Origin of the sequence: Campylobacter concisus, from assembly GCF_902460665.1 — a bacterium.
GTDB lineage: Bacteria > Campylobacterota > Campylobacteria > Campylobacterales > Campylobacteraceae > Campylobacter_A > Campylobacter_A concisus_AL.
On record NZ_CABPUR010000001.1, the window covers coordinates 225,295 to 250,335 of the forward strand.

29 protein-coding genes are annotated in these 25,041 nt (G+C 36.4%); 27 read left to right on the top strand and 2 right to left on the bottom strand.

The window, feature by feature from the left end:
• Nucleotides 1-7 precede the first annotated feature (7 nt).
• The 7 genes from F3G66_RS01190 to F3G66_RS01215 are packed head-to-tail and all read left to right on the top strand — an operon-like array spanning nucleotide 8 to nucleotide 6,136.
• Nucleotides 8-1,045, top strand: coding sequence for a rod shape-determining protein (locus tag F3G66_RS01190; protein WP_021090637.1), 1,038 nt, complete (start codon nucleotides 8-10; stop codon nucleotides 1,043-1,045).
• Nucleotides 1,035-1,790 (top strand): rod shape-determining protein MreC, encoded by a 756-nt coding sequence (mreC, locus tag F3G66_RS01195; protein ID WP_084109149.1) that lies wholly within the window; start codon nucleotides 1,035-1,037, stop codon nucleotides 1,788-1,790. The genes F3G66_RS01190 and mreC overlap by 11 nt, the downstream gene beginning before the upstream one ends.
• Nucleotides 1,790-5,050, top strand: coding sequence for a carbamoyl-phosphate synthase large subunit (gene carB / locus F3G66_RS01200; RefSeq protein ID WP_149706883.1), 3,261 nt, complete (start codon nucleotides 1,790-1,792; stop codon nucleotides 5,048-5,050). The genes mreC and carB overlap by 1 nt, the downstream gene beginning before the upstream one ends.
• On the top strand, nucleotides 5,047-5,430 hold the full coding sequence (locus F3G66_RS09560; protein ID WP_223154178.1) for a hypothetical protein: 384 nt from the start codon (nucleotides 5,047-5,049) through the stop codon (nucleotides 5,428-5,430). Before carB ends, F3G66_RS09560 begins: the two co-directional genes overlap by 4 nt.
• Nucleotides 5,414-5,752, top strand: coding sequence for a hypothetical protein (locus F3G66_RS09565; RefSeq protein ID WP_223154179.1), 339 nt, complete (start codon nucleotides 5,414-5,416; stop codon nucleotides 5,750-5,752). Before F3G66_RS09560 ends, F3G66_RS09565 begins: the two co-directional genes overlap by 17 nt.
• A complete protein-coding gene (locus F3G66_RS01210; protein WP_103592802.1) occupies nucleotides 5,752-5,952 on the top strand; it encodes a DpnD/PcfM family protein in 201 nt (66 codons plus the stop codon). Before F3G66_RS09565 ends, F3G66_RS01210 begins: the two co-directional genes overlap by 1 nt.
• A gap of 22 nt (nucleotides 5,953-5,974) precedes the next feature.
• Complete coding sequence (locus tag F3G66_RS01215) at nucleotides 5,975-6,136, top strand: type II restriction endonuclease (RefSeq protein ID WP_223154195.1); 162 nt, start codon at nucleotides 5,975-5,977, stop codon at nucleotides 6,134-6,136.
• Here F3G66_RS01215 and F3G66_RS01220 read toward each other — a convergent pair.
• Nucleotides 6,092-6,388 carry a type II restriction endonuclease gene (locus F3G66_RS01220; protein ID WP_262483385.1) on the bottom strand — a complete coding sequence of 99 codons (297 nt, stop codon included), beginning with the start codon at nucleotides 6,386-6,388 and terminating at the stop codon, nucleotides 6,092-6,094. The genes F3G66_RS01215 and F3G66_RS01220 overlap by 45 nt on opposite strands.
• Nucleotides 6,389-6,427: 39 nt before the next feature.
• On the opposite strand from F3G66_RS01220, the gene F3G66_RS01225 reads away from it, so the two are divergent.
• The 14 genes from F3G66_RS01225 to F3G66_RS01290 all read left to right on the top strand — a co-directional run bounded on the left by F3G66_RS01225 (nucleotide 6,428) and on the right by F3G66_RS01290 (nucleotide 16,103).
• Nucleotides 6,428-6,763 (top strand): type II restriction endonuclease, encoded by a 336-nt coding sequence (locus F3G66_RS01225; RefSeq protein ID WP_223154196.1) that lies wholly within the window; start codon nucleotides 6,428-6,430, stop codon nucleotides 6,761-6,763.
• A complete protein-coding gene (locus F3G66_RS01230; protein WP_223154180.1) occupies nucleotides 6,756-7,559 on the top strand; it encodes a DNA-methyltransferase in 804 nt (267 codons plus the stop codon). Before F3G66_RS01225 ends, F3G66_RS01230 begins: the two co-directional genes overlap by 8 nt.
• Before the next feature lie 287 nt (nucleotides 7,560-7,846).
• Entirely contained in the window at nucleotides 7,847-8,287 is a 441-nt protein-coding gene (locus F3G66_RS01235; RefSeq protein ID WP_149706888.1) for an isoleucyl-tRNA synthetase, read from the top strand.
• A 49-nt stretch (nucleotides 8,288-8,336) separates the two neighbouring features.
• Nucleotides 8,337-8,888, top strand: coding sequence for a DUF507 family protein (locus F3G66_RS01240; RefSeq protein ID WP_103588814.1), 552 nt, complete (start codon nucleotides 8,337-8,339; stop codon nucleotides 8,886-8,888).
• A complete protein-coding gene (carA, locus tag F3G66_RS01245) occupies nucleotides 8,888-10,006 on the top strand; it encodes a glutamine-hydrolyzing carbamoyl-phosphate synthase small subunit (protein WP_149706889.1) in 1,119 nt (372 codons plus the stop codon). Before F3G66_RS01240 ends, carA begins: the two co-directional genes overlap by 1 nt.
• Before the next feature lies 1 nt (nucleotide 10,007).
• Nucleotides 10,008-10,673, top strand: coding sequence for a sulfite exporter TauE/SafE family protein (locus tag F3G66_RS01250; RefSeq protein WP_223154181.1), 666 nt, complete (start codon nucleotides 10,008-10,010; stop codon nucleotides 10,671-10,673).
• Nucleotides 10,674-10,753: 80 nt separating this feature from the next.
• The gene (locus F3G66_RS01255) at nucleotides 10,754-11,437 is read left to right on the top strand and encodes a response regulator transcription factor (protein ID WP_021090989.1); all 684 of its coding nucleotides are present in this window, start codon (nucleotides 10,754-10,756) and stop codon (nucleotides 11,435-11,437) included.
• 92 nt (nucleotides 11,438-11,529) lie between these two features.
• The gene (ccoN, locus tag F3G66_RS01260; protein WP_084041628.1) at nucleotides 11,530-13,017 is read left to right on the top strand and encodes a cytochrome-c oxidase, cbb3-type subunit I; all 1,488 of its coding nucleotides are present in this window, start codon (nucleotides 11,530-11,532) and stop codon (nucleotides 13,015-13,017) included.
• Nucleotides 13,017-13,682 (top strand): cytochrome-c oxidase, cbb3-type subunit II, encoded by a 666-nt coding sequence (gene ccoO / locus F3G66_RS01265; protein WP_084041629.1) that lies wholly within the window; start codon nucleotides 13,017-13,019, stop codon nucleotides 13,680-13,682. The genes ccoN and ccoO overlap by 1 nt, the downstream gene beginning before the upstream one ends.
• A gap of 9 nt (nucleotides 13,683-13,691) precedes the next feature.
• A complete protein-coding gene (locus F3G66_RS01270; protein WP_021090915.1) occupies nucleotides 13,692-13,901 on the top strand; it encodes a cytochrome c oxidase, cbb3-type, CcoQ subunit in 210 nt (69 codons plus the stop codon).
• The gene (locus F3G66_RS01275) at nucleotides 13,889-14,752 is read left to right on the top strand and encodes a cbb3-type cytochrome c oxidase N-terminal domain-containing protein (RefSeq protein WP_021091000.1); all 864 of its coding nucleotides are present in this window, start codon (nucleotides 13,889-13,891) and stop codon (nucleotides 14,750-14,752) included. The genes F3G66_RS01270 and F3G66_RS01275 overlap by 13 nt, the downstream gene beginning before the upstream one ends.
• The gene (locus F3G66_RS01280; protein WP_149706890.1) at nucleotides 14,752-14,964 is read left to right on the top strand and encodes a DUF4006 family protein; all 213 of its coding nucleotides are present in this window, start codon (nucleotides 14,752-14,754) and stop codon (nucleotides 14,962-14,964) included. The genes F3G66_RS01275 and F3G66_RS01280 overlap by 1 nt, the downstream gene beginning before the upstream one ends.
• Nucleotides 14,965-15,070: 106 nt before the next feature.
• Nucleotides 15,071-15,640, top strand: coding sequence for a hypothetical protein (locus F3G66_RS01285; RefSeq protein ID WP_149706891.1), 570 nt, complete (start codon nucleotides 15,071-15,073; stop codon nucleotides 15,638-15,640).
• Entirely contained in the window at nucleotides 15,633-16,103 is a 471-nt protein-coding gene (locus F3G66_RS01290) for a FixH family protein (RefSeq protein ID WP_149706892.1), read from the top strand. The genes F3G66_RS01285 and F3G66_RS01290 overlap by 8 nt, the downstream gene beginning before the upstream one ends.
• Before the next feature lie 123 nt (nucleotides 16,104-16,226).
• On the opposite strand, the gene F3G66_RS01295 is transcribed toward F3G66_RS01290, so the two are convergent.
• Nucleotides 16,227-16,814 (bottom strand): flavin reductase, encoded by a 588-nt coding sequence (locus tag F3G66_RS01295; protein WP_149706893.1) that lies wholly within the window; start codon nucleotides 16,812-16,814, stop codon nucleotides 16,227-16,229.
• Between the two features lie 150 nt (nucleotides 16,815-16,964).
• Between F3G66_RS01295 and F3G66_RS01300 the strand changes: the two genes are divergently transcribed.
• From F3G66_RS01300 to F3G66_RS01325, 6 genes are all read left to right on the top strand, one after another.
• On the top strand, nucleotides 16,965-19,310 hold the full coding sequence (locus F3G66_RS01300; protein WP_149706894.1) for a PD-(D/E)XK nuclease family protein: 2,346 nt from the start codon (nucleotides 16,965-16,967) through the stop codon (nucleotides 19,308-19,310).
• Nucleotides 19,307-22,126: a RecB-like helicase gene (locus tag F3G66_RS01305; RefSeq protein ID WP_149706895.1), complete on the top strand. Its 2,820-nt coding sequence runs from the start codon at nucleotides 19,307-19,309 to the stop codon at nucleotides 22,124-22,126. Before F3G66_RS01300 ends, F3G66_RS01305 begins: the two co-directional genes overlap by 4 nt.
• 80 nt (nucleotides 22,127-22,206) lie before the next feature.
• Nucleotides 22,207-22,635, top strand: coding sequence for a 50S ribosomal protein L13 (gene rplM, locus F3G66_RS01310; RefSeq protein WP_002939292.1), 429 nt, complete (start codon nucleotides 22,207-22,209; stop codon nucleotides 22,633-22,635).
• Nucleotides 22,636-22,637: 2 nt separating this feature from the next.
• On the top strand, nucleotides 22,638-23,027 hold the full coding sequence (gene rpsI / locus F3G66_RS01315; protein WP_021084780.1) for a 30S ribosomal protein S9: 390 nt from the start codon (nucleotides 22,638-22,640) through the stop codon (nucleotides 23,025-23,027).
• 153 nt (nucleotides 23,028-23,180) lie between these two features.
• Nucleotides 23,181-24,197 (top strand): OmpA family protein, encoded by a 1,017-nt coding sequence (locus F3G66_RS01320; RefSeq protein ID WP_087585416.1) that lies wholly within the window; start codon nucleotides 23,181-23,183, stop codon nucleotides 24,195-24,197.
• Between the two features lie 74 nt (nucleotides 24,198-24,271).
• The gene (locus F3G66_RS01325; protein ID WP_149706896.1) at nucleotides 24,272-24,910 is read left to right on the top strand and encodes an HAD family hydrolase; all 639 of its coding nucleotides are present in this window, start codon (nucleotides 24,272-24,274) and stop codon (nucleotides 24,908-24,910) included.
• Nucleotides 24,911-25,041 lie beyond the last annotated feature (131 nt).

The window sequence follows — 25,041 nt, forward strand, 5'->3', positions numbered from 1 at the left end:
GAAATAGATGTTTTTAGATCAGGTTATAGGTTTTTTCTCAAGTGATATGGGTATAGATCTAGGTACGGCAAATACACTTGTTTTGGTAAAAGATAAAGGCATAATAATAAACGAGCCTTCTGTTGTTGCAGTAAGGCGTGAGAAATATGGCAAACAAAAAATTTTAGCGGTCGGACATGCTGCAAAAGAGATGGTAGGAAAAACTCCAGGCGATATTGAGGCGATAAGGCCAATGAGAGATGGCGTTATTGCGGATTTTGATATGACTGAGCGTATGATACGCTATTTTATAGAAAAGACTCACAAAAGAAAAAGCTTTTTACGCCCAAGGATCATCATCTCAGTTCCTTATGGGCTAACCCAGGTCGAAAGAAAGGCTGTTAGAGAAAGTGCCTTAAGTGCTGGAGCAAGAGAGGTATTTTTGATCGAAGAGCCTATGGCAGCAGCAATTGGCGCAAATTTACCAGTTCGTGAGCCACAAGGCAATCTAGTAGTTGATATCGGTGGTGGTACGACTGAGATAGGTGTTGTCTCACTTGGCGGCCTAGTAATCTCAAAATCAATCCGCACAGCTGGTGACAAGATTGATATTAGCATTGTTAATTATATAAAAGAGAAATATAACCTACTAATAGGTGAGAGAACAGGCGAGGAGATAAAGATCGCCGTAGGTTCTGCCGTGCAGCTTGAAAAAGAGCTAAGCGTAGTGGTAAAAGGTCGCGACCAAGTGAGCGGTCTTTTAAGTAGAGTAGAACTAACAAGCGAAGATGTGAGAGAGGCGATGAGAGAGCCACTAAAAGAGATTGCAGATGCGCTTAAAACCGTGCTTGAGATGATGCCGCCTGATCTTGCTGGCGATATCGTGGAGACTGGTATCGTACTAACTGGCGGCGGAGCGCTTATTAGAGGACTTGATAAATTTTTATCTGATATCGTTAAACTTCCAGTTTTTGTAGCAGATGAGCCACTTCTCGCGGTTGCTAGAGGAACGGGCAAGGCACTTGAAGAGATTGGGCTTTTACAACAGCTGACAAATGAAGAGTAAGATTGTTCTTTTTGTTTTTATAGCATTGCTTGCTACGGCCTCAGTTTTTAAGGGAGAAATTTTAAGTAATCTTTCTATCGGGTTTAGTAACTATGCTACAAATTCATACGACAATTTTGCTAAAAGCGTGAAAGATTATATAAACGAATATTTTAGGCAGGCTAGTGAGATAGAAAAACTAAGAGCACAAAATGAAGAACTAGAGCGCTCGGCCACACTTCTTTCTACTTTTGCAAACGAGCTAAATCAAATTTTAAAAGATAAAAACTCGACTGCCTATGCCCCAGCTGTAAAGCTTGTAAAAGGGCTTAGCTACGTGCATATCGGGGATTATAATAAAATTTGGATAAGTGAGTTTGAAGGATACGATCCAAATAAAATTTATGGACTCATCTATCAAGGAAATAGCGCTGGCATCGTCATCGCAAAAGATGGCAAGCCACTAGCTTACTTGCAAAATGACCCAAAAAGTATATTTGCGGTTTACATAGGAAATGACAAAATTCCAGGCGTCGCGCATGGAAATCAAGGCCAAATAATGGTGAAATTTATCCCACAATGGCTCAGCCCAAAAGAGGGTGACGAGGTCTTTACGAGCGGGCTTGACGGGATATTTTTTAGTGGGGTGCCAGTAGGGCGCGTGAGTAAAATTTTAAAAGAGAGCTCCTATCAAAGTGTGATAGTTGAGCCCTATGCGAAGCTAAACATACCAAACTATCTATACGTTGTAACAAAGGAAAAATAATGCCAAAAAGAACAGACATAAATACCATTTTGCTAATCGGCTCAGGCCCTATCGTCATCGGTCAAGCCTGCGAATTTGACTACTCAGGCACGCAAGCAGCCAAGACGCTAAAAGAGCTTGGATACCGCGTAGTACTTATCAACTCAAACCCAGCCACTATCATGACTGACCCAAATTTTGCCGATGCAACGTATATTGAGCCGATCACAAAAGATAGCATTTTAAAGATCATCGAAAAAGAAAATATTGATGCTATCTTGCCAACGATGGGCGGACAAGTAGCGCTAAATGCCGCTATGGAGGTCTTTGAGAGCGGCCTTTTAAAGGATGTGAAATTTCTTGGTGCAAACCCAGAAGCGATAAAAAAGGGCGAAGATAGACAAATTTTTAAAGCGACCATGCAAAAGATCGGCATGGACTTGCCTGAGAGTAGATATGCCTACAACATGGACGACGCGCTAAATGCGGCAAATGAGATAGGCTTTCCGCTCATCATAAGAGCTAGCTACACGCTTGGTGGCGCAGGAAGCGGCGTGGCTTACAATATGGACGAATTTAAAGAGTTAGCCAACACTGGCCTTGACGCAAGCCCAATACATGAAATTTTGATAGAAGAGAGCCTGCTTGGCTGGAAAGAGTATGAGATGGAGGTTATCAGAGATAGAAACGATAACTGCATCATCGTCTGCTCGATCGAAAATTTTGACCCAATGGGCGTTCACACAGGCGATAGCATCACGGTTGCACCAGCACTCACACTCACAGATAAAGAGTATCAGGCTATGCGTGACGCTAGCTTTGCCATACTTCGTGAGATCGGTGTTGATACTGGTGGTAGTAATGTGCAGTTTGCCATAGATCCAAAAACGGGCCGTATGATCGTTATCGAGATGAATCCACGTGTGAGCCGAAGCTCTGCACTTGCAAGTAAGGCTACTGGCTATCCTATTGCAAAGGTCGCGACTCTACTTGCAGTTGGTTTTAGCCTAGATGAGATCAAAAATGACATCACAGGCACACCTGCTAGCTTTGAGCCGGTGATTGATTACATAGTGACAAAAATTCCACGCTTTACATTTGAGAAATTTCCAGGATCAAACCCATATCTAGGCACTGCGATGAAGTCAGTTGGCGAGGTTATGGCCATTGGCAGGACATTTAAAGAGAGTATCCAAAAGGCGCTTTGCAGTCTAGAGCGCGATTTTTGCGGATTTAATAGCCTTAGCCTAGAGAAAAACGCTCTGATTTATGGTATCAGAAATGCAAATGAGCAGAGAATTTTATATCTAGCACAAGCTTTTAGAGATGGTTTTAGCGTGGCTGAGGTGCATGAGTTTAGTAAGATTGATCCTTGGTTTTTAGAGCAAATTTATGAGATAGTTAAATTTGAAGATAAGATCGACATGGATATCTTAAACAACGAAGAGCTTTTGCGAGAGGCCAAAAGTATGGGCTTTTCAGACAAGATGATAGCTGTGCTTATAAATGAAAAAGACGATCTTGAGCTTAGTCAAAATGATATCTATTTTGCTAGGCAAAAGCTTGGCATCGAGCTTGAATACAACGAGGTCGATACTTGTGCGGGCGAGTTTAAGGCACTAACGCCGTATCTTTACTCAACCACAAATATCACTAAATTTCCTAAAAAAGAGCTAGCAAAAGACGCTAAAAAGGTGATGATAATAGGCGGCGGTCCAAACAGGATCGGCCAGGGCATAGAGTTTGACTACTGCTGCGTGCATGCAAGCTACGCTCTAAGAGACCTTGGCATAAAAACGATAATGTACAACTGCAATCCAGAAACCGTCTCAACCGACTACGACACGAGCGATATTTTATATTTTGAGCCGATTGATTTTGAGCACGTGAGAGCAGTCATCGAGCGCGAAAAGCCAGACGGGGTGATCGTGCATTTTGGCGGCCAAACTCCACTTAAATTTGCAAAACGCCTAAGCGTGATCGGTGCTAAGATCATCGGAACAACTGCAAGAGTGATCGATGTGGCCGAAGATAGAAAGAAATTTAGCGAATTTATAAATAAAATAGGCGTTCTTCAGCCTAAAAATGACACCGCCACTAGCTTAGAGGAAGCCTTACAAAAGGCCGCAAATATCGGCTATCCAGTGCTTGTTCGCCCAAGCTACGTCCTTGGCGGCAGGGCGATGAAAAGGGTACACAACGAGAGTGAGCTAAAAGAGTATATGAGTGAAGCGGTAAAGGTTAGCAACCACTCGCCAGTGCTACTTGATAAATTTTTACAAGATGCAAAAGAGCTCGACGTAGACGCGATATGTGACGGCAAAGAGGTCTATATCGGTGCGATAATGGAGCACATCGAGGAGGCTGGAATTCACTCTGGCGACTCAGCTTGTATACTGCCACCGATGAGTTTAAGTGATGGAATGATAAAAAAAGTGGAGAAGCAAACCAGAGATATTGCTCTAAATTTAGGCGTTGTCGGCCTTATGAATATCCAGTTTGCTATATATGAAAACGAGCTTTATATGATCGAGGTAAATCCTCGCGCGAGTAGGACTGTGCCGTTTGTGAGCAAGGCTACTGGCGTGCCTATGGCAAAGGTAGCGACAAGAGTTATGTGGCAAGGAAATTTACGTGAAGCGCTTAAATTTTATGATGATTACAAAGTGGTTTATGAAGATGGCGATATCCTAAAACCTCGCGTTAGCTCGTATATTTGCGTAAAAGAGTGCGTGTTGCCGTTTAATAAGCTAAGTGGCGCCGATCTCATCCTTGGTCCTGAGATGAAGAGTACGGGTGAAGTAATGGGTATAAGCCACGATTTTGCAAGCTCGTTTGCAAAGAGCCAGATCGCTGCTAGCAATACTTTGCCAAGCAAAGGCAGGGTATTTTTAACGTTAGCTGACGCTGATAAATCTTACGCGCCAGACCTTGCAAGAGAGCTAATAGCGCTTGGCTTTAGCATCATCGCAACTGGTGGTACGCATAAAATTTTAAGCGAAGCTGGCGTTGAGGCTGAGTTTGTCTATAAGATAAGCGAAGGCAGACCAAACGTCGAAGATAGGCTAAAAAACGGCGACATCGCGCTTGTCATCAATACAAGCGATACAAAATCAAGCGTGGATGATGGCAAAAAGATCCGCCAAAATGTGCTTAGATTTAAAATTCCTTACTTTACAACGATCCGCGCAGCACTTGCTGCTGCTAAGTCGCTAAGTGCAGTTCAAACTGGCAAAGCACTTGAAGTAAAAAGCTTGCAAGAGTATCTAAGCGAGAAATGAACCAAAAAGAGTGTGTAGTAGAAGCGTTAGCTAGCCTTGGTGGCATGGCAACGCTTTTTGATCTTTATCATAAAACTGATGTTAGCACTTGGGGTAGTAAAACCCCATTTGCTAGTATAAGACGGATAGTGCAGACTAATAAAGAATTTTATAAGATCAGAGCCGGACTTTGGGGACTTTGCGAGTTTAGGGATAAAAATTTAGCCAAAACAGGTGATAGTAAGAGTGAGCAAAATGAGAAATTTACACATTCTTATTTTCAAGGCGTTATTGTTGAGATAGGAAATTTAAGACATTTTCAAACATTCATCCCAGCTCAAGATAAGAACAAAATTTATAAATCAGATAAGAAACTTTGCGAGCTTGAGTGGGATATATAAATTTAGTTACGAAGATATCGTTAAAAGAGCAAAAACAATAGATGCAATATGGTTTAACGAAAGAAATTTACCAAACTCATTTTACGAAGTTGAACATAGTACAGACTTTAAAAATTCACTAAACAAATTTTTTGAGCTTCAAGACTTTAATGCTAGGATGTTTATAGTCGCAGACAAAAAGAGGCAAAGAGAGTATGAAAGCGTTTTGAGAGCTAGCATCTACAAGCAGATAGCTCAAAAGGTGAAATTTGCTAGTTACGAAGATATATCAAGGCAGCTTGAAAGAGAGAGTGAGCAAGCATTTACTAAAATGGGAATTTAATGAAAGAATTTGAAGTTGAGATAACTGAAATTTTAAGTAAAAAAATAAAGTTTAAAGCAAAAGATCAGCATGAGGCATGTAAGATCGCCAAAAAGGCTTATGAAAAGAGCGAGATCGTGCTTGGAGCTGATGATTTTACTGAAGTGAAATTTAAATCTTGTCCACAAGTAAGTCAAAAGATCAAGGTAAAAAATGAATAATATAACTCCTTTTGATGAATTTATGGCAAGTTTAAAAGAGACAAATGCCACGCTCGGCTACTTTTGTGATTTTGAAAAATGTTCTAAAAACCTCGTGAAGGTCGCTATCAAACTTAATGCTTTAAATTCCTTGCTTGGTTCAAAAGATTTGAAAACAGATATTTTCAGAGCGAAACATTTCTGAGATTAAATTCGAAAAATTTGTTCCACTGCGGTTTTTTCTGGCATTTGTGTCAAGTCCAACCTCTACGCCAAACACATAATCACATAAATTTTTAACTTTTCTATCCTTGAAAATTTCATCAAGTCCAGTCTCTAAAAGAAAGTTGTAAATTTTCTCTGGCTCATCAAAATAACTCTTTAACTCAAGTAAACTGCCGCTTGAACTCACAACTTTTCTACCACTTTCTCGAACGGCAATTAGTAAATTTAGCACCTCAAAACAGCTTCGATATTCTCTAAAAAGCGTGAAAATATCTGCTTTCAAGCTGAAGTATCAAGCTCAAATTTTTCATTAAATTTAGGTAGTGATGTGAAGATATTTGATTTTGCGACTCGTATACAAAATATCACTTATCTAATCGAAGCAAATTTTTATAGTGGCGGTGGCTCGAAATTAAACGAAGTAGCAAGAGCCTACATCGAAATAGCCAAAAAGATCTCATATTTGCCAGAGTATAAATTTATCTGGATCACTGATGGCTGGGGTTGGCACGATGCTAGAAATAAGCTACAAGAGGCCTATAAGTGTGTAAGGATTTATAACCTTGCAAATTTGCACCTTTTTATAAATGAGCTTAAAAATGCATAACGATTTCAGACTCATAAATGGTGACTGCTTTAGCGAACTAGCTAAATTTAAAGGCGAGTTTGATCTTATCTTTGCGGATCCACCATATTTTCTTTCAAATGGCGGACTTAGCATCCAAAACGGGCAGATAGTTAGCGTAAATAAAGGCAAGTGGGATGAGGGCACAAATATCGATGAAATTGATGAGTTTAATCTAGAATGGCTCAAACTCGCTAAAAACGCACTTAGTAATAATGGTAGCGTGATGATAAGTGGGACATATCACAACATCTTTTCTATAGGTAGAGCGCTTCAAAAGCTTGATTATAAAATTTTAAACATCATTACATGGCAAAAGACTAATCCTCCGCCAAATTTTAGCTGTAGGTATCTAACGCATAGCACCGAGCAGATAATCTGGGCGAGAAAAAGCGAGAAATTTAAGCATATTTTCAACTACAAACTGATGAAAAAGCTAAACGACGGCAAGCAAATGAAAGACGTTTGGAGTTTTCCCGCGATCGCTCCTTGGGAGAAAGTATGCGGTAAGCACCCTACACAAAAACCACTTTCGCTTTTGATAAGGCTTATTTTGATGGCAAGTAATGAAAATAGTGTCATTTGTGATCCATTTGCAGGCTCTGCAACAACTGGTATAGCTGCAAATTTACTAGGTAGAAATTTTATAGGTATTGAAAAAGAACAAGAATTTATAGATATTGCACTTAAACGAAAGGCTGAGCTAGAAGCAAATTTTATAAATTTTAGAGATAAATTTAGTGATATAAAAATGCTTGAGAGCTTAAAATTTTTCTAGATTTAAGATACCTTACTTTACAACGATCCGTGCAGCACTTGCTGCTGCTAAGTCGCTAAGTGCAGTTCAAACTGGTAAAGCACTTGAAGTAAAAAGCTTGCAAGAGTATTTATCTAAAAAATAATAAATTTAAGGCAGTTTAGCTTATAGCTAAACTGTTTTTAAAGTATTGCTAGAAGCAGTAGATGTCTATGTATGGCATTTTGCTTTGAATTTTAGTCTAGCTTTCATCAATCTAGTAATATTAAAGCTTATGTTTAATATAATCTCACTCAAAAGGAGAGATTATGAAAATTTTAAATGCTTTTTTTACGGGTATTATATTTGTCCTTGCTCCTATTTTTACGCTATTTGTTGGAATTTACAACAACTACTTTTCTTACTATGGCATAAGCGAGTATTTTAATGTTATTTTTGTTGATAACGTGCCTTTTTTATGGCTTTTGCCTATATTTTTTATATTTGGGTATTGCTTTTTTTACGCGCCATTTAGAAAAATTTTTAGAGCCTTTTATTTAGTTTTGCTGATAGTTTGTGCTTTTAGTTGGTATCCTGACTTTGGACGCACCTTAGGAGAGAATTATTTTATGAGCAAATCGCTATCTTTAGATATCTCATCAAATTTAGAAAATGAGCAAAAGATTGATGGAAAGATACTTTATGATGGACGAAGAGAAATTTATTTTTTAAGAAGCGATAATAATAAAGTCGTTAAAATTTCAAAGTAAAGTTTTACCTTTATTTAGTTAAAATGGCATAAAAATTTAAAGGTTTAAAATGCGTTTAAAACTCCCACACGTTCCGTATATTTCACATAAAATAGCAATAGATCTTCTAAATTGTGGTTTCGTAAGACTAAATAAAGGCATTGAGCCAATCGTAGCAAAAACAAGTGAAATTTTAACAGTCGATATTCAAAAAGAAAGAGCTTTAGATGAGCGAGCAAATGAGCTTTTGGAGAAAAATGAAGACGAAATGCAAACTATGCAAATTGACCGTAAAAACATGTTTTGGCTCGTTAAAAAGAAGCTTGCAGGTGAATTTGATGTAATCTTAACCCACGAAGATAGATTTAGCAATATCGCTCACAAAGTGCTTGAAACTATTTGGAAGAGTGGTCTTGTTGACTATAATGTATCTGAAAATCGCGTAAAAAATGTGATTTATAACTCAATAGACGAGTACTTAAAAAGCTATGAGAAGATAGAAGATGATGTTTATGAAATGATGCAAAATTATAAACATAAGCTAATCCCAGGAACTGATGAATATGATCTTGTCTTTGAGCGTTTGTATCAAGATGAGCTTAAAAAAAGAGGCATGCTTTGATGAAAGCTTACATTTATATTGAAAATGGTGTTTTTTTAGAAGCAAAAGCTTTTGGTGCTCACGGCGAGTGTGCAGGTGAGCTCGTTTTTAATACCTCGATGACTGGCTACGAAGAGATCATGAGCGATCCAAGCTATGCTGGTCAGTTTATCGTCTTTACGATGCCAGAAATAGGCATAGTAGGTATAAACGAAGACGATATGGAGAGTCTTAGAATTCATGCAAGTGGCGTTATAATGAGAAGCTACAACGAGACTCCGTCAAACTACCGCTCACAAAAATCTTTGGGAAAATTTTTCGAAGAGCAAGGTAAATTTGGCGTTTATGACGTTGATACTAGATACCTCACAAAGATGCTGCGTGACGAGGGTGCCTTGATGGCTTATATCTCAACGCAGATAAGCGACAAAGATGAGCTAAAACGTAGGCTTGAAAGTAGCGGACGTATAGAAAATATAAACTATGTAAAAACAGTTAGTGCAATGGATGAATATGAGCACAAAAAAGGTGCATGGGATAGAAATTTAAAGTCATATAAGCCGCTAAAAAGTATTGGCAAAAAAATAGCTGTTTTTGACTTTGGTGTAAAGAGAAATATCTTAAACGAGCTATGTGAAATTGGCCTTGAAGTCATCGTCGTGCCACACGACACTAAGGCTGAAATTTTAATAGAAAAATTTAAAAACGGTGAGATAAATGGGGTATTTTTATCAAATGGTCCTGGTGAGCCAAAAAATTTAAAGGCTGAAATAGGCGAGATCAAAAAGATGATTGAGGCTAAGATACCTATATTTGGCATTTGTCTTGGACATCAGTTACTCTCAAACGCCTTTGGGTACGAGACATATAAGCTTAAATTTGGTCAGCACGGAGCAAATCACCCAGTGCTAAATTTAGAGACAAAAGCAATTGAGATAACAACACAAAATCACAACTACAACGTGCCAGAGAGTATCGCAGAAGTAGCGGTTGTGACTCATAGAAATTTATTTGACAACACAATTGAGGGTGTGAGATACAAAGACTATCCGATCTTTTCAGTTCAGCACCACCCAGAAGCAAGTGGTGGTCCAAGTGAGAGTAAATATATATTTAAGCAGTTTTTAGAAATTTTATAAGATGCAAAATATAAACCTTTACATGATTATCTCAGTTGCATTTTTAAGTAGCTTTAGTCATTGTGTAGGTATGTGCAGCGGATTTTTGAGCTTACAGACTCTATTTTTTAAAGGCAAAAGCAAGAGAGAAATTTTAATGCTAAGTACGCTTTATAGTCTAGCTAGAATTTTTGCTTATGTAGTTTTAGGAGCTTTGTTTGGTGCCTTTGGAGCTGTTATTAGCTTTAGCATGCAAGTAAGAGGTTTGATATTTTTCATAATTGGCTTAATGATCGCGTTTATCGGCATTGCCTTGCTTTTTAGGGGCGAGCTTTTAAAATTTGTAGAGAATCAAAAGGCACTTAATTTTGTAGTAAGAATTGCAAAAACGAGGATTCAAAAGAAAAATTTAACAAATTTTTTATTACTTGGTTTTTTAAATGGCTTTTTACCTTGTGGTGTGGTTTATTATTTTTTGGCACTTGGGATTTTAAGTGCAAATTTTATTGATTCGGCTTTTACAATGCTTGTATTTGGTCTTTGCACATTGCCAGCTATGCTTTTAGCTAGCTTTGTATTTGGAATTTTAAATGAAAAATTTAAAGACATAATGTTTAAGATTTCAGCTAGCATAATGATAATAAATGGAATTTATCTATCATTTTTAGGATATAGAGCAAATGCTTAAGATAGAAAAATAAGAGAAATAATTGTTAATTGCGTCAAAATTTATGAAGTTTGATAAATATAACCAAAAAGGAAGAATAAATGAGCAAGATTCTTAATAATCTAACTGTTCTTATCGTTGAAAATGAGGGAGATGGTAAAAAAATAGTACAAGAAGTTATGCGAGATAAATTCGAAAAAGTTATCACTGCTCAAAATGGCGATGAAGGACTTAAGAAATTTAAAAAATATAATCCAAATATGGTTATAACAGACGTTTTTATGCCTATAATGAATGGCCTTGATATGGCTAAAAGTATTAAAGAAATTTCAAAAGATACACCTATTATAGTTTTTAGCACAAATAGTGAAAAAGAAACACTTCTAAAAGCGATAGATGTTGGTATTGATAAATACGTTTTAAAGCCGATTGATCTTGATGATTTTTTGGTTACATTAGAAAATGTTGCTAAAAATAAGATAGAAACAGCAAATATTATTCAGGTTACAAATGGATATAGTTTTAATAAAATAAAACGTGTGCTTATCAGAGATGGTGTTGAAATTTCTCTTACAAAAAAAGAGCTTGCATTTATATCTTTACTCATAAAAAGACTTGGTACGCTTGTGCTTCACGATGAAATAAAAAATGTTGTTTGGGTTGGCGAGAGCGTGACAGAGGCTGCTATTAGGACCTTCGTTAAGCGTGTCAGAGATAAAGTCGGTAGTAATTTTATAAAAAATGTTCCTGGACTTGGTTACAAAATAGATAGAAGACTCTCCTAGTAAAAGAGAATTTATATTAATTAAGTCTTTTTATAGTTTTTCTACTCTAAAATAACCGAAAATTAATATAAATTTAACTAGGAGGAAAATTTATGCGACCATCCCAGTTGCTACATTATGATTATAGTGTGGCAAAACTCTTTATGTTCTCCACGATATTTTTTGGTATTGTTGGTATGGCTATTGGTGTTTTGGTAGCTTTTCAGCTTGCCTGTCCTGATCTAAACTATATAGCTGGTGAGTATTCGGCATTTGGTAGATTGCGTCCTCTTCATACTAACGGTATCATTTTTGGTTTTATGCTCTCTGGTATATTTGCCACTTGGTATTACATAGGACAGCGTGTTCTAAAAGTATCAATGAGCGAATCTCCGTTTTTGATGTTCATTGGTAAGCTTCATTTTTGGCTTTATATACTTGTTATGATTCTAGCTGTTGTGACACTTTTTATGGGCGAGAGTACATCTAAGGAGTATGCCGAGCTTGAGTGGCCACTAGATATTGCTGTAGTAGTAGTCTGGGTGCTTTGGGGCGTAAGTATATTTGGACTTATTGGCATACGCCGCGAGAAGACACTTTACATCTCAGTTTGGTATTACATTGCTACATTTCTTGGTGTTGCTATGCTTTATCTATTTAATAACATGGAAATTCCAACAAGACTAGTTAGTGGATATGGCTCATGGCTACACTCAGTTTCGATGTATGCTGGCTCAAATGATGCTTTGGTTCAGTGGTGGTACGGCCACAACGCAGTTGCGTTTGTATTTACAGTAGCGATCATCGCCCAAATTTATTATTTCTTGCCAAAAGAGAGCGGACAGCCGATATTTTCTTATAAGCTTTCGCTATTTTCATTCTGGGGTCTTATGTTTATCTATCTTTGGGCTGGCGGTCACCACCTAATATATACTGCTGTGCCTGATTGGATGCAGACTATGGGTTCGGTTTTTTCTATTGTTTTGATTTTACCTTCTTGGGGTTCAGCTATTAATATGCTTCTTACAATGAAAGGCGAATGGACACAACTTCGCGAGAGCCCGCTTATTAAATTTATGATCCTAGCTTCAACTTTTTATATGTTTTCAACTCTTGAAGGCCCTATCTTAGCCATCAAATCTGTAAATGCACTAGCTCACTATACTGACTGGGTGCCAGGACACGTACATGATGGTGCACTTGGCTGGGTTGGTTTTATGACTATGGCGGCACTTTATCATATGACGCCACGTGTCTTTAAGCGCGAAATTTATTCAAAATCCTTAATGGAAGCTCAATTTTGGATACAAACAACAGGTATTGTTTTATACTTTGCTTCGATGTGGATTGCTGGTATTACGCAAGGTATGATGTGGAGAGCGACTGATAGCTATGGAAATTTACTCTACTCATTTATTGATACTGTTGTAGTGCTTATACCTTATTATTACATTAGAGCTATTGGTGGACTTTTGTATTTGATTGGCTTTTTGATGTTTGCTTACAATATCTACAAATCAACTTCTGCTAAAGCTATTTTGGCAGAGCCAAAAAGTGCAACGCCTATGGGCAGTGCTAAAGCCAATGCGGAGGTGATGTGATGTTTGCTTGGTTAGAAAAAAATCCATTCTTTTTTGCAGTTTGCGTCTTTATAGTCATAGCTTATGCTGGTGTGGTAGAAATTTTACCTGACTTTGCAAATAGAGCTAGGCCACTTGAGGGTACAAAACCTTATACAGTTTTAGAGCTTGCTGGAAAAAATATATATATACAAAATGGTTGCAATACTTGCCACTCACAGATGATACGTCCGTTTAAAGCAGAGACTGATAGATACGGCATGTACTCGCTAAGTGGCGAATTTGCTTATGATCGCCCTCATCTTTGGGGTTCAAAAAGAACTGGCCCAGATCTTATGCGTGTGGGTAATTATAGAACGACAGATTGGCATGAAAATCATATGTTAAACCCAGCCTCTGTTGTGCCAGGTTCGATCATGCCAGCATATCCATTTTTATTTAAGAAAAATGCTGATATAGAGACTGCTTACGCTGAAGCGCTAACTGTTAAAAAGGTTTTTAACACACCTTATGATGAGAAAGATATGCCAGCTCTTGGCACTTTTGAGCAAGCAAATGCTAACGTGAAAGAGCAGGCTGCAAGTATCGTTGAAAGTATGAAAGACGAGCAAGTAAAAAGTGCCTTTGCAAAGGGTGAAATTCGCCAGATTGTGGCACTTATCGCCTATCTAAATAGCCTAAAATAGGAGTTAGTAATGGATATTAGAGAACTTCAAGCTTATGGCTATTTTATTTTGACAGCATTCTTAGCTATCACCTTGTATGCTTATTTTTTTCATCTTTACAAAAGTGAAAAGCAAGGTAGAAGAAATTATGAGAAGTATTCAAGATTAGCCCTAGATGATGAGATCGGAAGTAAAATTTTAGAGCAAAAGGCTACAAAGGAGAGCGTATGCAATGGCTAAATTTAGAAGATAATATAAATTTACTTGCGTTAATAGGTGCCATCTTAATTATCGTACTAACTGTCGTTGTAGCTGGCAAGTATGTTGGTCAAATGAAAGTTAAAAAGGATGAAAGCGTAGAGCTTAGCGAGCACAACTGGGATGGGATAGGCGAGTATAAAAATCCAGTTCCATTTGGTTGGGCGGTAGTTTTTTTACTAACGCTTGTTTGGGCGATCTGGTATTATTTACTTGGTTATCCACTAAATTCTTACTCACAAATCGGTGAATACAATAAAGAGGTAAAAGAGGCAAACGCTAAATTTGAAAAAGAGTATGCAAACCCAAGCAAAGAAACGCTTCATGCTATGGGAGAGAGCGTATTTTTGGTGCAATGCTCAGCATGTCATGGCATCACAGGCGATGGCATTGGTGGCAAAGCTGCAAATTTACAAATTTGGGGTAGCGAACAAGGAATAGTCGATACGATACTAAATGGCTCAAAAGGGCTTGATTATCCTATGGGTGAGATGCCAGCAGGGTTAGCTGATGCTGATGGAGCAAAGGCTATCGCAGCTTATGTTGCAAAAGAGATAAGTGCTATAAAAAGTACAAAAAATGAAAATTTAGTAGCTATGGGAAAAGAGCTTTACGCAGCTTGTGCAGCTTGTCACGGAGATGATGGCAAAGGCATGGATGGCATGTCGGCTGATCTTAGTAAATATGGTTCAAGTGAGTTTATAGTGGATGTACTAAATCGTGGTAAAAACGGCAACATCGGTGTTATGCCTAAATTTAATGATGGCAGATTAAACGAGATACAACAAAAAGCAGTTGGCGAATATGTCATATCGCTATCAAAGGGCGAATAATGGAAAATAAAAATAGAAACATCTTTGCTTTAAATGGCATTAGCGGTTATTTGGTGGCAGTTTTGCTTTTGCTATCTATCCTTGGCGTACTTACTTATATTGGTATTGGCTTGCAAAAAGATGTAGCAACCAGGCCTTACTCATTAAAAGATGCAAGTAGTATTGAGATGAAGAGCGTTGATAACGCTAAACACGTCATTATAAAGGAGTAGTGATGCTAGGCATAATAGAAAAAGCCATAATCTTGCTGATAGTTGTTGCAGGAGCTATTTGTGCGTGGTCAGTGCTTACATCAAACCACCTTTTTGTAGGCTAGGTGTGAGAAAATTTATACTCATTTTTATATTTTTGCTCTCACAAAGTTTGGCTTTGGGAGCAAATTTTGTGATAAATAATGATGAAATTCTAAGCCAGAAAGTAAGTGTAAAGCTAAATGAGATCGGCAGTGAGCTTTACGCAAAAAGCGGTATAAATTTAGTAGTTGGCGTATATAAAGATGGTGAGCTAGAAGCTCTTTTTAAAGAGCAAAACCTTAGCTCGCCTTATGCCTTTTTACTGCTTATAAAGGATAAAAAGAAAGTAGAAATTTTTGCCGACAGCAAAACCTCACAGCTCTTTAACAAGGAGCAAATTTTAAGTCCTAATCCAGAATCAGGCACCATCATCCCCATTTTAGTTTCAAAAAATGGCAAAGACGTCTATAACGCCGCTATCTTAAACGGCTACGCAGATATCGCCGAGCAAATCGCATCTAGCTTAAATTTACAGCTTGAAAGTAGTGTTGGAAATTCAAATAAAACTACGTTAAATTTTTTAAGATTTTTCATCTATGGTTTGGTTGCATTTTTTATAATTGTTATCTTTTATAAAAAGGTAAAAAATGGATAAAAAAACCTTTTGGCCTTATGCTATCGTGCTTAGCTTCATTGCTATCATTATCGCTTGCGCAGCAACGATCATCATAGCGCTGAAACATCCAGTCGAAATGGATAGCTCTTATATGCAAAGCTACCAAAATGTCGATGAAAACATAACCTTTATCAAAGAGAGTGAAAAACGTTTTGATGAGAAATTTGATCTAAAATTTGAGCCAAATTTTAATGCTCTAAATGCTAAGTTTAAATTTCATCTAACTCCAAAAAAAGGAGAAATTTCAGCTTTAAAATATGAAATTTTACTCACTCGCCCACAGACAAATAAAGAAAATAAAATTTTAAGAGCTTCATGGCAAGAAAATGATCTAGTAAGCGAAGAAATAAGTCTAAAAGAAGGTAGATGGCAACTACTTTTAAGGCTAAGTGACACTAATGATACAAGGTATTATAAATTTGATCTTAATGTCACAAAATGATCTTAAGATTGTAGCTTTGGTATCTGAGAAAGATCTTAAAGTCAGATTTAAATTTTAACAAACTAATCTTTTTGGCTAAAACTAAAACCAAGTTGCTAAGTTCTTATCAAATAAAGCTATAAATCAAATCTCTTTAAATCCAAAATTTAATCCCAAACGCTCGCAAGTGCCGACATATTCTTTAAATTTATAGATTAGTGGATGCCATTTTTGCGTATCTATCTTTTCATCTTTTAGTAAATTTTCATCTACAAAAATGCCTGTAATCTTACAAGTAACGATGCTAAACCACTCTTTTAACTCTATCTTTTCTGCAACCGTTTCTATCTGTATCTTACACTCTTTTATCCTGGCAGTTTTTGCATTTATGCCAGGCTCTTTGCTGAGATTTGCTGCCTTAAATTTGTCGTGCTCGTAGGTGTAGCCAAGATTCTTTTTTTCTTCTGGCACGTCACTATCACCAGTTAGTTTTTCCATTTTTTGCACAGCTTCTAGCAGACTCTCATCACATAAATTTAGCGTGATATCTGAACCATTTTTGATATTTTTAAAGCCTTGATTTTCAATGCCTATGCCAAGCACCACTGTATTTCCTAACGTCCAAGAGGATGAAAGCACTGTGATATCATCGTTTGCATTTTTATCTTTTGTGGTGGCTAGCAAAACCGGAAAGCCGTAGTAAAAACCTTGTCTGTTTAACTCTTTATGCATTTTTGCTCCTTTTTTGTGATTGTAGCTTTTGGCTCTTTAAGGCTTAAAATTTTAATGTATTTAGATAAAAATTTAAAGCTTTGCCTAAGCGTAAAAAGCGCTCTTTTATAAGCATTTAGCTATCATTGCTTAAAAATTTAAGAGAGAAAAATGCATAACCTAAACCAACTTTTTGTCTTTACGAACTCGCGTAAGATTCGTGAATTTAATGCAAGTTTTAATGATGAGTTAATCCCAAAAAGCCTAAGTATCGCTGAGTTTTATAAAAAGATAGTTTATGTAGATGGTAGGTTTGAGATTGATAGCACCTATGCTTTAGTGCTTATGAATAGAGCCTGTGCCAGTGTCAAAAAGGCAAACTCGGTGCTTAAAATTCCAACTGAGTTTTTTGAATTTTTGAAAAACAATGACTATCTTTTTTCATTTTTTAAAGAGCTAGCTATTAGTAAAAAGAGTATCTCTGAGATCAAATTTAACGATATTTACGCTAATTTTGAGGAGCATCTAGACATACTTGAAGAGGTTTTAAAAGAGTATGAGAGCTTGCTTGATAGAGAAAATCTCTACGATGATATAACCTTGCCAAAAATTTATAACGTAAATGAAGCCTACATTAAGAGCTTTAGTGAAATTTCACTGCACATAGATGGAATTTTAAGTGAATTTGAGTGGGAAATTTTAGAGAAAATCTCAAAGCTAACTGCGCTAAAAATTATCTTTCAAACCAGTGTTTTCAACACAAAGCTAATCAATAAAATAAAGCAAATTTCAGCTATTAGCGAGATTGAAAACTATAAAAAATATGAGCTAAATTTAAAGACAAATGAGCTAATTTGCTTAGAAAATATCAAAAAATTTGAGCCAGTCTTAGAAAAGCGATTTGCCACTAGAAGCCTGCAATGTGCCTACGCTATGGCAAAGGCGAGCGAGTTTGTGCGTGATGGAATAAAGCCTGAAAATATCGCTGTCATATTACCAGATGAGAGTTTTAGTGAAATTTTAAGGCTTCATGATAGAGATAAAATTTTTAACTACGCTATGGGCGAGAGCTTTAAAAATACAAAATTTTATGAGGTACTTTTTTACATCACAAGAGCGATCAATGAAGAGGTAAGACCGGTTTTTGATCAAGGCAAGTGTGAGAGCTACGAGGAGCTTGGCTTTATCTTGAGCACGCTTGGCATAAGCGAAGAGCTTTTTAATAAATTTAAATCAAGCTACTTTGAACTTTGTGACTTTGCGAAATTTAAAGAGCTAATAGACGAGCTTTTAACGCTTGAAAATGAGCCAAGATGTGAAGAAAAGCTTGCGCTTGAGCTTTTTAGGATTGAGAATTTATGCAGGTATTTTAGCTTTAACTTAAAGCAGTTAAGTGAAATTTTCTTGCTAAATATCTCGCGTCTTAGCATCGATGATGTGGGTGGTGGAAAGATTAGCGTCATGGGCATGCTAGAGAGTCGTGGAATAAAATTTGATGGTGTGATCATAGTTGATTTTAATGATAACTTCATCCCAGCAAGAAGCACAAATGAGATGTTTTTAAACTCAAAAGTGAGGCAAAAAGCAGGACTTATAAGCTACCTTGAGCGTGAAAATTTGCAGAGATTTTACTATGAAAGTCTTATAAATAATGCCAAAAAGGTCGCCATAAGCTGTGTTTTAAACGAAGAGAGTATTCCTTCAAGATTTTTAAAAAATTTCAAAACAATAAAAGATGAGAAATTTAGTGACGAGGCGTATTTAGAATTATTTTTAAAAGGAAGTACAAGCCTAAATTTAAGCGATGATGAGATCATTTTGGAGCATGATTTTTTCACTAAACCGCTATCATTTTCTACACTAAATTTATTTCTAACTTGCCCAAGAAAGTATTATTACGCAAAGATAGCTGGTATAAAAGGAGCAAAAGCAATAGCAACTGAGCCAGGATCTAAGCAAGGAAATAGCGTGCATAAGGCGCTTTATGAATACTATACAAGTGATTTTTATAGACAAAAAAATATATTTGATTTGGCTATTTTTAAAGAAATACTTGCAAAGCAAGATTTTTCTTCGCTTGAGCTTGAGATTTGGTCGCAGAAATTTAAAGAATACGCAGAGTTTGAAAATGAACGTTTAAGTGCTGGCTTTAGAGTGCTTGAGTGTGAAAAAGATATAGAGAGTGATTTTTGTGATGTAAAGATAAAAGGCATTATCGATAGGATCGATGCTAGCCCTAATGGTGAGCCTTTTATACTTGATTATAAAACTGGTGAGGCAAATGCGAACTCGCTTCAGCTTGCATTTTATGAAGCACTTTACGGTAGAGAGGTAAAAAGTGCTTACTTTGCTCTAAAGAATGAACCAGTACTTATCAGCTCAAAAAAAAGCGTAGATGATCTAAAGGCTGAGATAGAAAATCTAAAAAGTATAAATAACACTAAGATAAATTTTGAAAGAAAAAGCGGAGCTTGTAAATTTTGCGAGTATGCCATACTTTGTAGGAGAGAGTTATGAAAGATTTTTTAGCCCTAAAAGCAAGTGCTGGAAGCGGGAAAACATTCGCTTTAAGCGTTCGTTATATCGCTTTGGTGCTTCGAGGCGAAAATATAAACGAGATCATCGCTCTAACCTTTACCAAAAAAGCGGCCAATGAGATGAAAGAGCGCATAATCACAACTTTTTTGGACTTGCAAAACAAAAAGGACGAGCTTGATAAGCTTTGCAAAGAGCTTAGCTTGAACCAAGATGAGGTCATAAAAAGACGCGATGAGAAGCTTGATAGATTTTTGCAAAGTGAGTTAAAAATTTATACATTTGATGCATTTTTCTCTGGAATCCTAAAAAAATTTAGTCAAAATTTAGGACTCAGTCCTGATTACAGTGTGCAAGATAGTCTGCAAGATCTGGCGTGGAAAAAATTTGTAAAAGAGGCAAGCAAAGATCAAAAGCTTCTTAGTGAGCTTGCACTCATGATGATAATCTCAAGCCAAAAAGAGGCGAGTTTTTCACAGACTTTGGCTAAATTCTATGAGAGCTTTGGTGGTGAGCTAAAAGATAGTGGTGCAAGCTATCCAGATGATAGCAAGGTAAGAGCAGCGCAAAAGGAGATAAATGAGCATATAGCCTTGCAAAATGGTGCTAGCGATACGGCTAAAAAGACATTTAGTGAGCAAAATTTATTTGAGCTTTTTAAAAATAAGGTCTTTGAAAGAGAGAGCCTAAATTACCGCACTTTTAGCAAAATTTATACAAGTGAGCTTGATGAGCTTTTTGTAAAGCTAAAAGAGGCGGCAAAAGAGTATACTTTGGAGGTCGAAAGATACAGACTTAGCGGTTTTAGTAAGCTCTTAAATGTTTATAAGCACTCAAATTTAGAGCTAAATAAAGAGATAAACGCTTTAAGCTTTGCTGATATAAATAAGCTGGTCTTTAAGCTTTTGGTTGAAAATTTTGATAAAGATGTGCTTTATTTCAGGCTTGATGGTCGCATAAATCACCTTTTGATAGATGAGTTTCAAGATACAAATGTGATCCAATATGAGATCATCTTGCCACTTATCACTGAGATTGTTTCAGGATACGGACAAAACGGGCTTGGAAGCTTTTTTTACGTTGGAGATACGAAGCAGAGCATTTATAAATTTAGGGGCGGTAAAAAAGAGCTTTTCGATAAGCTTGGAGATGATTTTAGTCAGATAGATATAGAAAATTTACCAAGCAACTACCGCAGTTTAAAGGTTTTAGTGAAATTTAATAACGCTATTTTTGAAGAAATTTATCATAGATATGGGCTTAGCTTTGAGCCGCAAAAACCAGCTAAAAAAGATAAGGAGCTAAGCTACAAAGTAAGTGGCGAGTGTCCTTATTTTGAAGCCAAAGAAGATGACTACGGCTACTTGCGCGTGCTAAGCGATGAAGATATCGCTGGTGCAGTCGTTTCACAAGTAAAAGAGCTACTTGCAGCTGGCGTAAATGCAAGTGAGATAACTGTGCTTTGCTGGAAAAATAGCGATATCAGCCTCATCTCAGAGGTGCTTAGCAGTGAGGGGATAAAAAGCGTAAATGAAGGCACCTTAGAGCTAAAGCGAACGTCATTTGTTGCAGCGATCATCGAGTATGCGAAATTTTGTCTTTTTGGTGAAGAAATTTATGAAAAAAATGTAAAAGCACTCGTAAATACAAATCCTAAAAGGCTAAAAATAAAAGCTGAAGATAGTGCGACAAAAAGCCTATTTTATCTAGCTAAAAATTTATATATAAATATGGCTGATGTTGATATTTTAAGGCTTTTTGAGCTAAGCAATGGCTACAAAAATTTAAGTGATTTTATCTTTAATCTTGAAAATTTTAGCTCTAAAATCAGCCCTAAAAATGCTGACGGCGTAAAAATAATGACTGTTCATAAGTCAAAAGGGCTGGAGTTTGCTCACGTGATAGTTTGTGATATGATGAGTAAGGGCAGAGGCGATGACTCAAACTTTATAACAGAATATAGCGAAAAAGGCGAGTGGATAGTAAAAAGCCGAATTTCTGGTAGAGAAAATTTTGACCCTGAGTATGCTGGTGTGTTAGAGCAAATGAGAGAGCTTGAGAAGCAAGAAAATATCAATAAAATTTACGTCGCCTTTACAAGAGCCACAAAGTCGCTTATCATCATTAAACAAGCTGCTCCAAGTGGAAATAGTCCTAGCTTTTTTTCTTTTTATACTAGAAGTGATAAAAGCGAAGTAAACGACTATCTTGATCTAAAAGAGTTTAGTTTTGGTAAAATTTTGCCTAGCAAGAGTGAGCAAAAAGAGGCAAAAAAAGATGAAAAAATGCCTGAAATTTTAAAGATAGAAAGGCAAGAGGTAGAGGCAAGAGAGCAAAAAACGAGCGGTAAAAATTTAGAGGCAATCTATTTTGGTTTAGCGTTTCACTATTTGCTTGAGATGAGTGAGAAATTTGATGAAAATTCGCTTTTAAAAGCTAAAAGTTTAATGCTAAATAAATTTTATAAATTTCTCTCACCTGATAGACTTGAAGATACCTTTAAACGGGCAAAAATGCTAATAAATGAGCCAAAATTTCTAAAGTGCATAAAAGATAAAGAAATTTACAAAGAGCAGCCATTTAAAGTAAAAAATGAACTAAAACAGATGGACTTATTTTGTATTGGAGAGAGCGAAATTTGTGTGATTGACTATAAAACGACCGATAAAAATATCGAGGAAAATAAAAAACAAGTTGGAGAATACAAAGAGGCATTAAGTAAATTTTATCCAAAGCATAGTATAATCGCCGTCATCTTCTACGCTCTTGATGGAAAAATTTCATATATTGAAGTTTAAATGCTACTTAATTTAAGCTTTATAAAAGCATTGTTTAAATACAATCACAACTCAAAAATTAACTTGGCAAAGGTAAGAAAATGACAAAAATAACAAAGCCAAACGAAGTTAAACGAGACTGGATCGTTGTTGATGCAGCTGGTAAACGTTTTGGTAGATTGCTAACTGAGGTAGCAACTATACTTCGTGGCAAAAACAAACCATGCTTCACGCCAAACGTAGATTGTGGCGACTATGTTATCATCATAAATGCTTCAAAAGTAGAATTTACTGGTAATAACAAAGCTGAAGATAAACTTTATCACAGACACTCAGGATACTTTGGTAGCGTAAAGAGTGAAAAATTTGGCGATTTGATAGCAAATAAGCCAGAAAAACTATTTAAATTAGCTGTTCGTGGAATGCTTCCAAAAACTAAACTTGGAAGAGAGATGATAAAAAAACTAAAAGTTTATGCTGGCAGTGAGCATCCTCATACGGCACAAATAGCTAAAAAAGAAGGAAAATAATTATGGCAAAAGTTTATGCAACTGGTAAAAGAAAAACTGCCGTAGCAAAGGTTTGGATAAAAGCTGGAAGCGGTAAAATCGTAGTAAATGGTATGGATCTTAATACTTGGCTTGGTGGACATGAAGCTATAAAGCTTAAAGTAATTCAGCCACTTCTAGTTACTAAACAAGAGAGTTTAATAGATGTAGTAGCTACGACTTTAGGTGGTGGTTATTCAGCACAAGCAGAGGCTTTAAGACACGGTATTTCACGTGCTTTAGCTGATATGGATGCTGATTTTAGAGCAGCACTTAAACCAAAAGGCTTATTAACTAGAGATTCTCGTGTTGTTGAACGTAAGAAATTTGGTAGAAGAAAGGCAAGAAGAAGCCCACAATTCTCTAAACGTTAATGAATTTTTGCAAGTGCTTTTGCATTTGCAAAATTTAAGTTGTGTAAATTTCAAATTTACATTGTTAATTAAATTATGATTTAGAGTCGGTTAAATTTTATTCAGTTAAAATGTAACCACTTTAAAATAAATCCTAAGAAAGGAATTCTAAATATGAAAAAGATTGCTTTAGCTATGGTTGCCGCAACAGCGGTTTTTGCGTCTAACGCAGCATATAATTATGAAGTTACTCCAACTATTGGTGGTGTTCACCCAGAGGGAAATTTGCGTGTAAAAGACCACAACTTCGTTGGTGTTAGAGCTGCTAGAAATCTTGAAGATTTTTTCTTTGATCAAGTAGAGCTTGGTGTTGATTACACTCAAAAAGCAAAAGAAAAAACAGGTAGCTTAACAAGAGAAGGAAGAGTTCTTAGATATCATGCAAATCTTGTAAAAGATATAGTTGATTTTGGACCAGTTAGTCTATATGGCTTAGTTGGTGCTGGTTATGAAGATGTTCCAGCTATTTTTGTTAAAAATGAAGATGGCGGTTTTGGACAATATGGTTTTGGTTTAAGATATCAAGTAACTGATAGATTTGCTCTTAAAGCAGAAGCAAGAGATGCTATCAAATTTGAACATGCTGATCATAACCTATTCTATTCACTAGGCTTTGGTATCGGTCTTGATTCAAAAGTAGCTCCAGTTGTAGCAGCAGCTCCAGTTGCAGCAGCAACTCCAGCAGCAACTCCAGTTCTTGATGATGATAATGATGGCGTGCCAAACGATATAGATCAATGCCCTAACACTCCAGCTGGCGTTGTTGTTGATGAAAGAGGATGCGAGAAAGTTATCGTTCTTAGAGATCTAGATGTTAACTTTGCATTTGATAGCTACAAAGTTGGACCAAAATATGCAGCTGAGATCAAAAAAGTAGCTGACTTTATGGGCGAACACCCAGATTATAAAGTTGTACTTGCTGGTCACACTGATAGCGTAGGTGCAGAAGCTTATAACCAAAAACTATCTGAAAAAAGAGCAAAAGCAGTAGCTGATGTTCTTGCTGGCTATGGCGTAAGCGAGGATAAAATTTCAACAGTTGGCTACGGTGAGCTTAAACCAATTGCTACAAATAAAACTAAAGAAGGTCGCGCTCAAAATAGACGCGTTGAAGCTACTTTCAATAAATAATCTTATTATTCAAAGTTACTTCTTTTAGGGGCTTAGCTTCGGCTAGGCCCTTTTTTATTTCTACGGAGAAAATGATGAAAAAAACCATACTTTTTGATTTGGACGGTACGCTTATTGATTCGACTTCTGCTATTTTAAAAGGATTTGATAGAGCTTTCTTATCTCATGGTAAAAAAGAGCCAGACCATAATGCATTAAAGTCTTTGGTTGGTCATCCGCTTGAAATAATGTTTGAAAGACTTGGTGCAAGCAAAAATTTAATTGACAGCTATATAAAAGAGTATAAAGCTTGCTACGAAAAAATTTATCTTGATGAGACGGTACTTTTAGATTATGCAAATGAAGCATTGAATGAGGCAAGTAGCTTTGCTGATGTTGGTATAGTTACTACGAAAACTTCAAAATTTTCTATTATTTTGTTAGAGCATCTAGGCGTTATGAAATTTATAAAAACGGTTGTCGGACGAGATGATGTCGTAAATCCAAAACCAGATCCAGAGCCAATAAATTTGGCTTTAACTAGACTTAATAAAGATAAAAATAATGCATTTATGGTAGGTGACACCATTATGGATCTAATGGCTGCACAAGCTGCTTTTGTTACAGGCGTGGGACTAACTTGTGGATATGGTCAAAAGAGTGATTTGGAGAAATTTAGTAAACATATTTTCTCAAACCCATTTGAAGCCGTTAGCTTTATAAAAGAGGTTTAATAATCTAATATTCCTAAACTGCTTATATTTTAAATTAAATTCAACATAACGTTTAGCTTGCTTAGCTATAAAATTTACTCCAAAATCTTTTTAAAATATTTTAAATATCTAAATTACTCTAAATAAATTTG

Excerpts from the sequence above, each read along its gene's own strand:
- F3G66_RS01215 (WP_223154195.1), top strand. The coding sequence starts at position 5,975 with ATGGCAAGTTTAAAAGAGACAAATGCCACGCTCGGCTACTTTTGTGAT.
- F3G66_RS01320 (WP_087585416.1), top strand. The coding sequence starts at position 23,181 with ATGAAAAAGATTGCTTTAGCTATGGTTGCCGCAACAGCGGTTTTTGCG.
- F3G66_RS01255 (WP_021090989.1), top strand. The coding sequence starts at position 10,754 with ATGAGCAAGATTCTTAATAATCTAACTGTTCTTATCGTTGAAAATGAG.
- rpsI (WP_021084780.1), top strand. The coding sequence starts at position 22,638 with ATGGCAAAAGTTTATGCAACTGGTAAAAGAAAAACTGCCGTAGCAAAG.
- rplM (WP_002939292.1), top strand. The coding sequence starts at position 22,207 with ATGACAAAAATAACAAAGCCAAACGAAGTTAAACGAGACTGGATCGTT.
- F3G66_RS01230 (WP_223154180.1), top strand. The coding sequence starts at position 6,756 with ATGCATAACGATTTCAGACTCATAAATGGTGACTGCTTTAGCGAACTA.
- F3G66_RS01290 (WP_149706892.1), top strand. The coding sequence starts at position 15,633 with ATGGATAAAAAAACCTTTTGGCCTTATGCTATCGTGCTTAGCTTCATT.
- F3G66_RS01190 (WP_021090637.1), top strand. The coding sequence starts at position 8 with ATGTTTTTAGATCAGGTTATAGGTTTTTTCTCAAGTGATATGGGTATA.
- F3G66_RS01270 (WP_021090915.1), top strand. The coding sequence starts at position 13,692 with ATGGATATTAGAGAACTTCAAGCTTATGGCTATTTTATTTTGACAGCA.
- F3G66_RS01300 (WP_149706894.1), top strand. The coding sequence starts at position 16,965 with ATGCATAACCTAAACCAACTTTTTGTCTTTACGAACTCGCGTAAGATT.
- F3G66_RS01295 (WP_149706893.1), bottom strand. The coding sequence starts at position 16,814 with ATGCATAAAGAGTTAAACAGACAAGGTTTTTACTACGGCTTTCCGGTT.
- F3G66_RS01240 (WP_103588814.1), top strand. The coding sequence starts at position 8,337 with ATGCGTTTAAAACTCCCACACGTTCCGTATATTTCACATAAAATAGCA.
- F3G66_RS01305 (WP_149706895.1), top strand. The coding sequence starts at position 19,307 with ATGAAAGATTTTTTAGCCCTAAAAGCAAGTGCTGGAAGCGGGAAAACA.
- F3G66_RS01325 (WP_149706896.1), top strand. The coding sequence starts at position 24,272 with ATGAAAAAAACCATACTTTTTGATTTGGACGGTACGCTTATTGATTCG.
- F3G66_RS01280 (WP_149706890.1), top strand. The coding sequence starts at position 14,752 with ATGGAAAATAAAAATAGAAACATCTTTGCTTTAAATGGCATTAGCGGT.
- ccoO (WP_084041629.1), top strand. The coding sequence starts at position 13,017 with ATGTTTGCTTGGTTAGAAAAAAATCCATTCTTTTTTGCAGTTTGCGTC.
- F3G66_RS01235 (WP_149706888.1), top strand. The coding sequence starts at position 7,847 with ATGAAAATTTTAAATGCTTTTTTTACGGGTATTATATTTGTCCTTGCT.
- F3G66_RS01275 (WP_021091000.1), top strand. The coding sequence starts at position 13,889 with ATGCAATGGCTAAATTTAGAAGATAATATAAATTTACTTGCGTTAATA.
- ccoN (WP_084041628.1), top strand. The coding sequence starts at position 11,530 with ATGCGACCATCCCAGTTGCTACATTATGATTATAGTGTGGCAAAACTC.
- carB (WP_149706883.1), top strand. The coding sequence starts at position 1,790 with ATGCCAAAAAGAACAGACATAAATACCATTTTGCTAATCGGCTCAGGC.
- F3G66_RS01250 (WP_223154181.1), top strand. The coding sequence starts at position 10,008 with ATGCAAAATATAAACCTTTACATGATTATCTCAGTTGCATTTTTAAGT.
- mreC (WP_084109149.1), top strand. The coding sequence starts at position 1,035 with ATGAAGAGTAAGATTGTTCTTTTTGTTTTTATAGCATTGCTTGCTACG.
- F3G66_RS01210 (WP_103592802.1), top strand. The coding sequence starts at position 5,752 with ATGAAAGAATTTGAAGTTGAGATAACTGAAATTTTAAGTAAAAAAATA.
- carA (WP_149706889.1), top strand. The coding sequence starts at position 8,888 with ATGAAAGCTTACATTTATATTGAAAATGGTGTTTTTTTAGAAGCAAAA.
- F3G66_RS09560 (WP_223154178.1), top strand. The coding sequence starts at position 5,047 with ATGAACCAAAAAGAGTGTGTAGTAGAAGCGTTAGCTAGCCTTGGTGGC.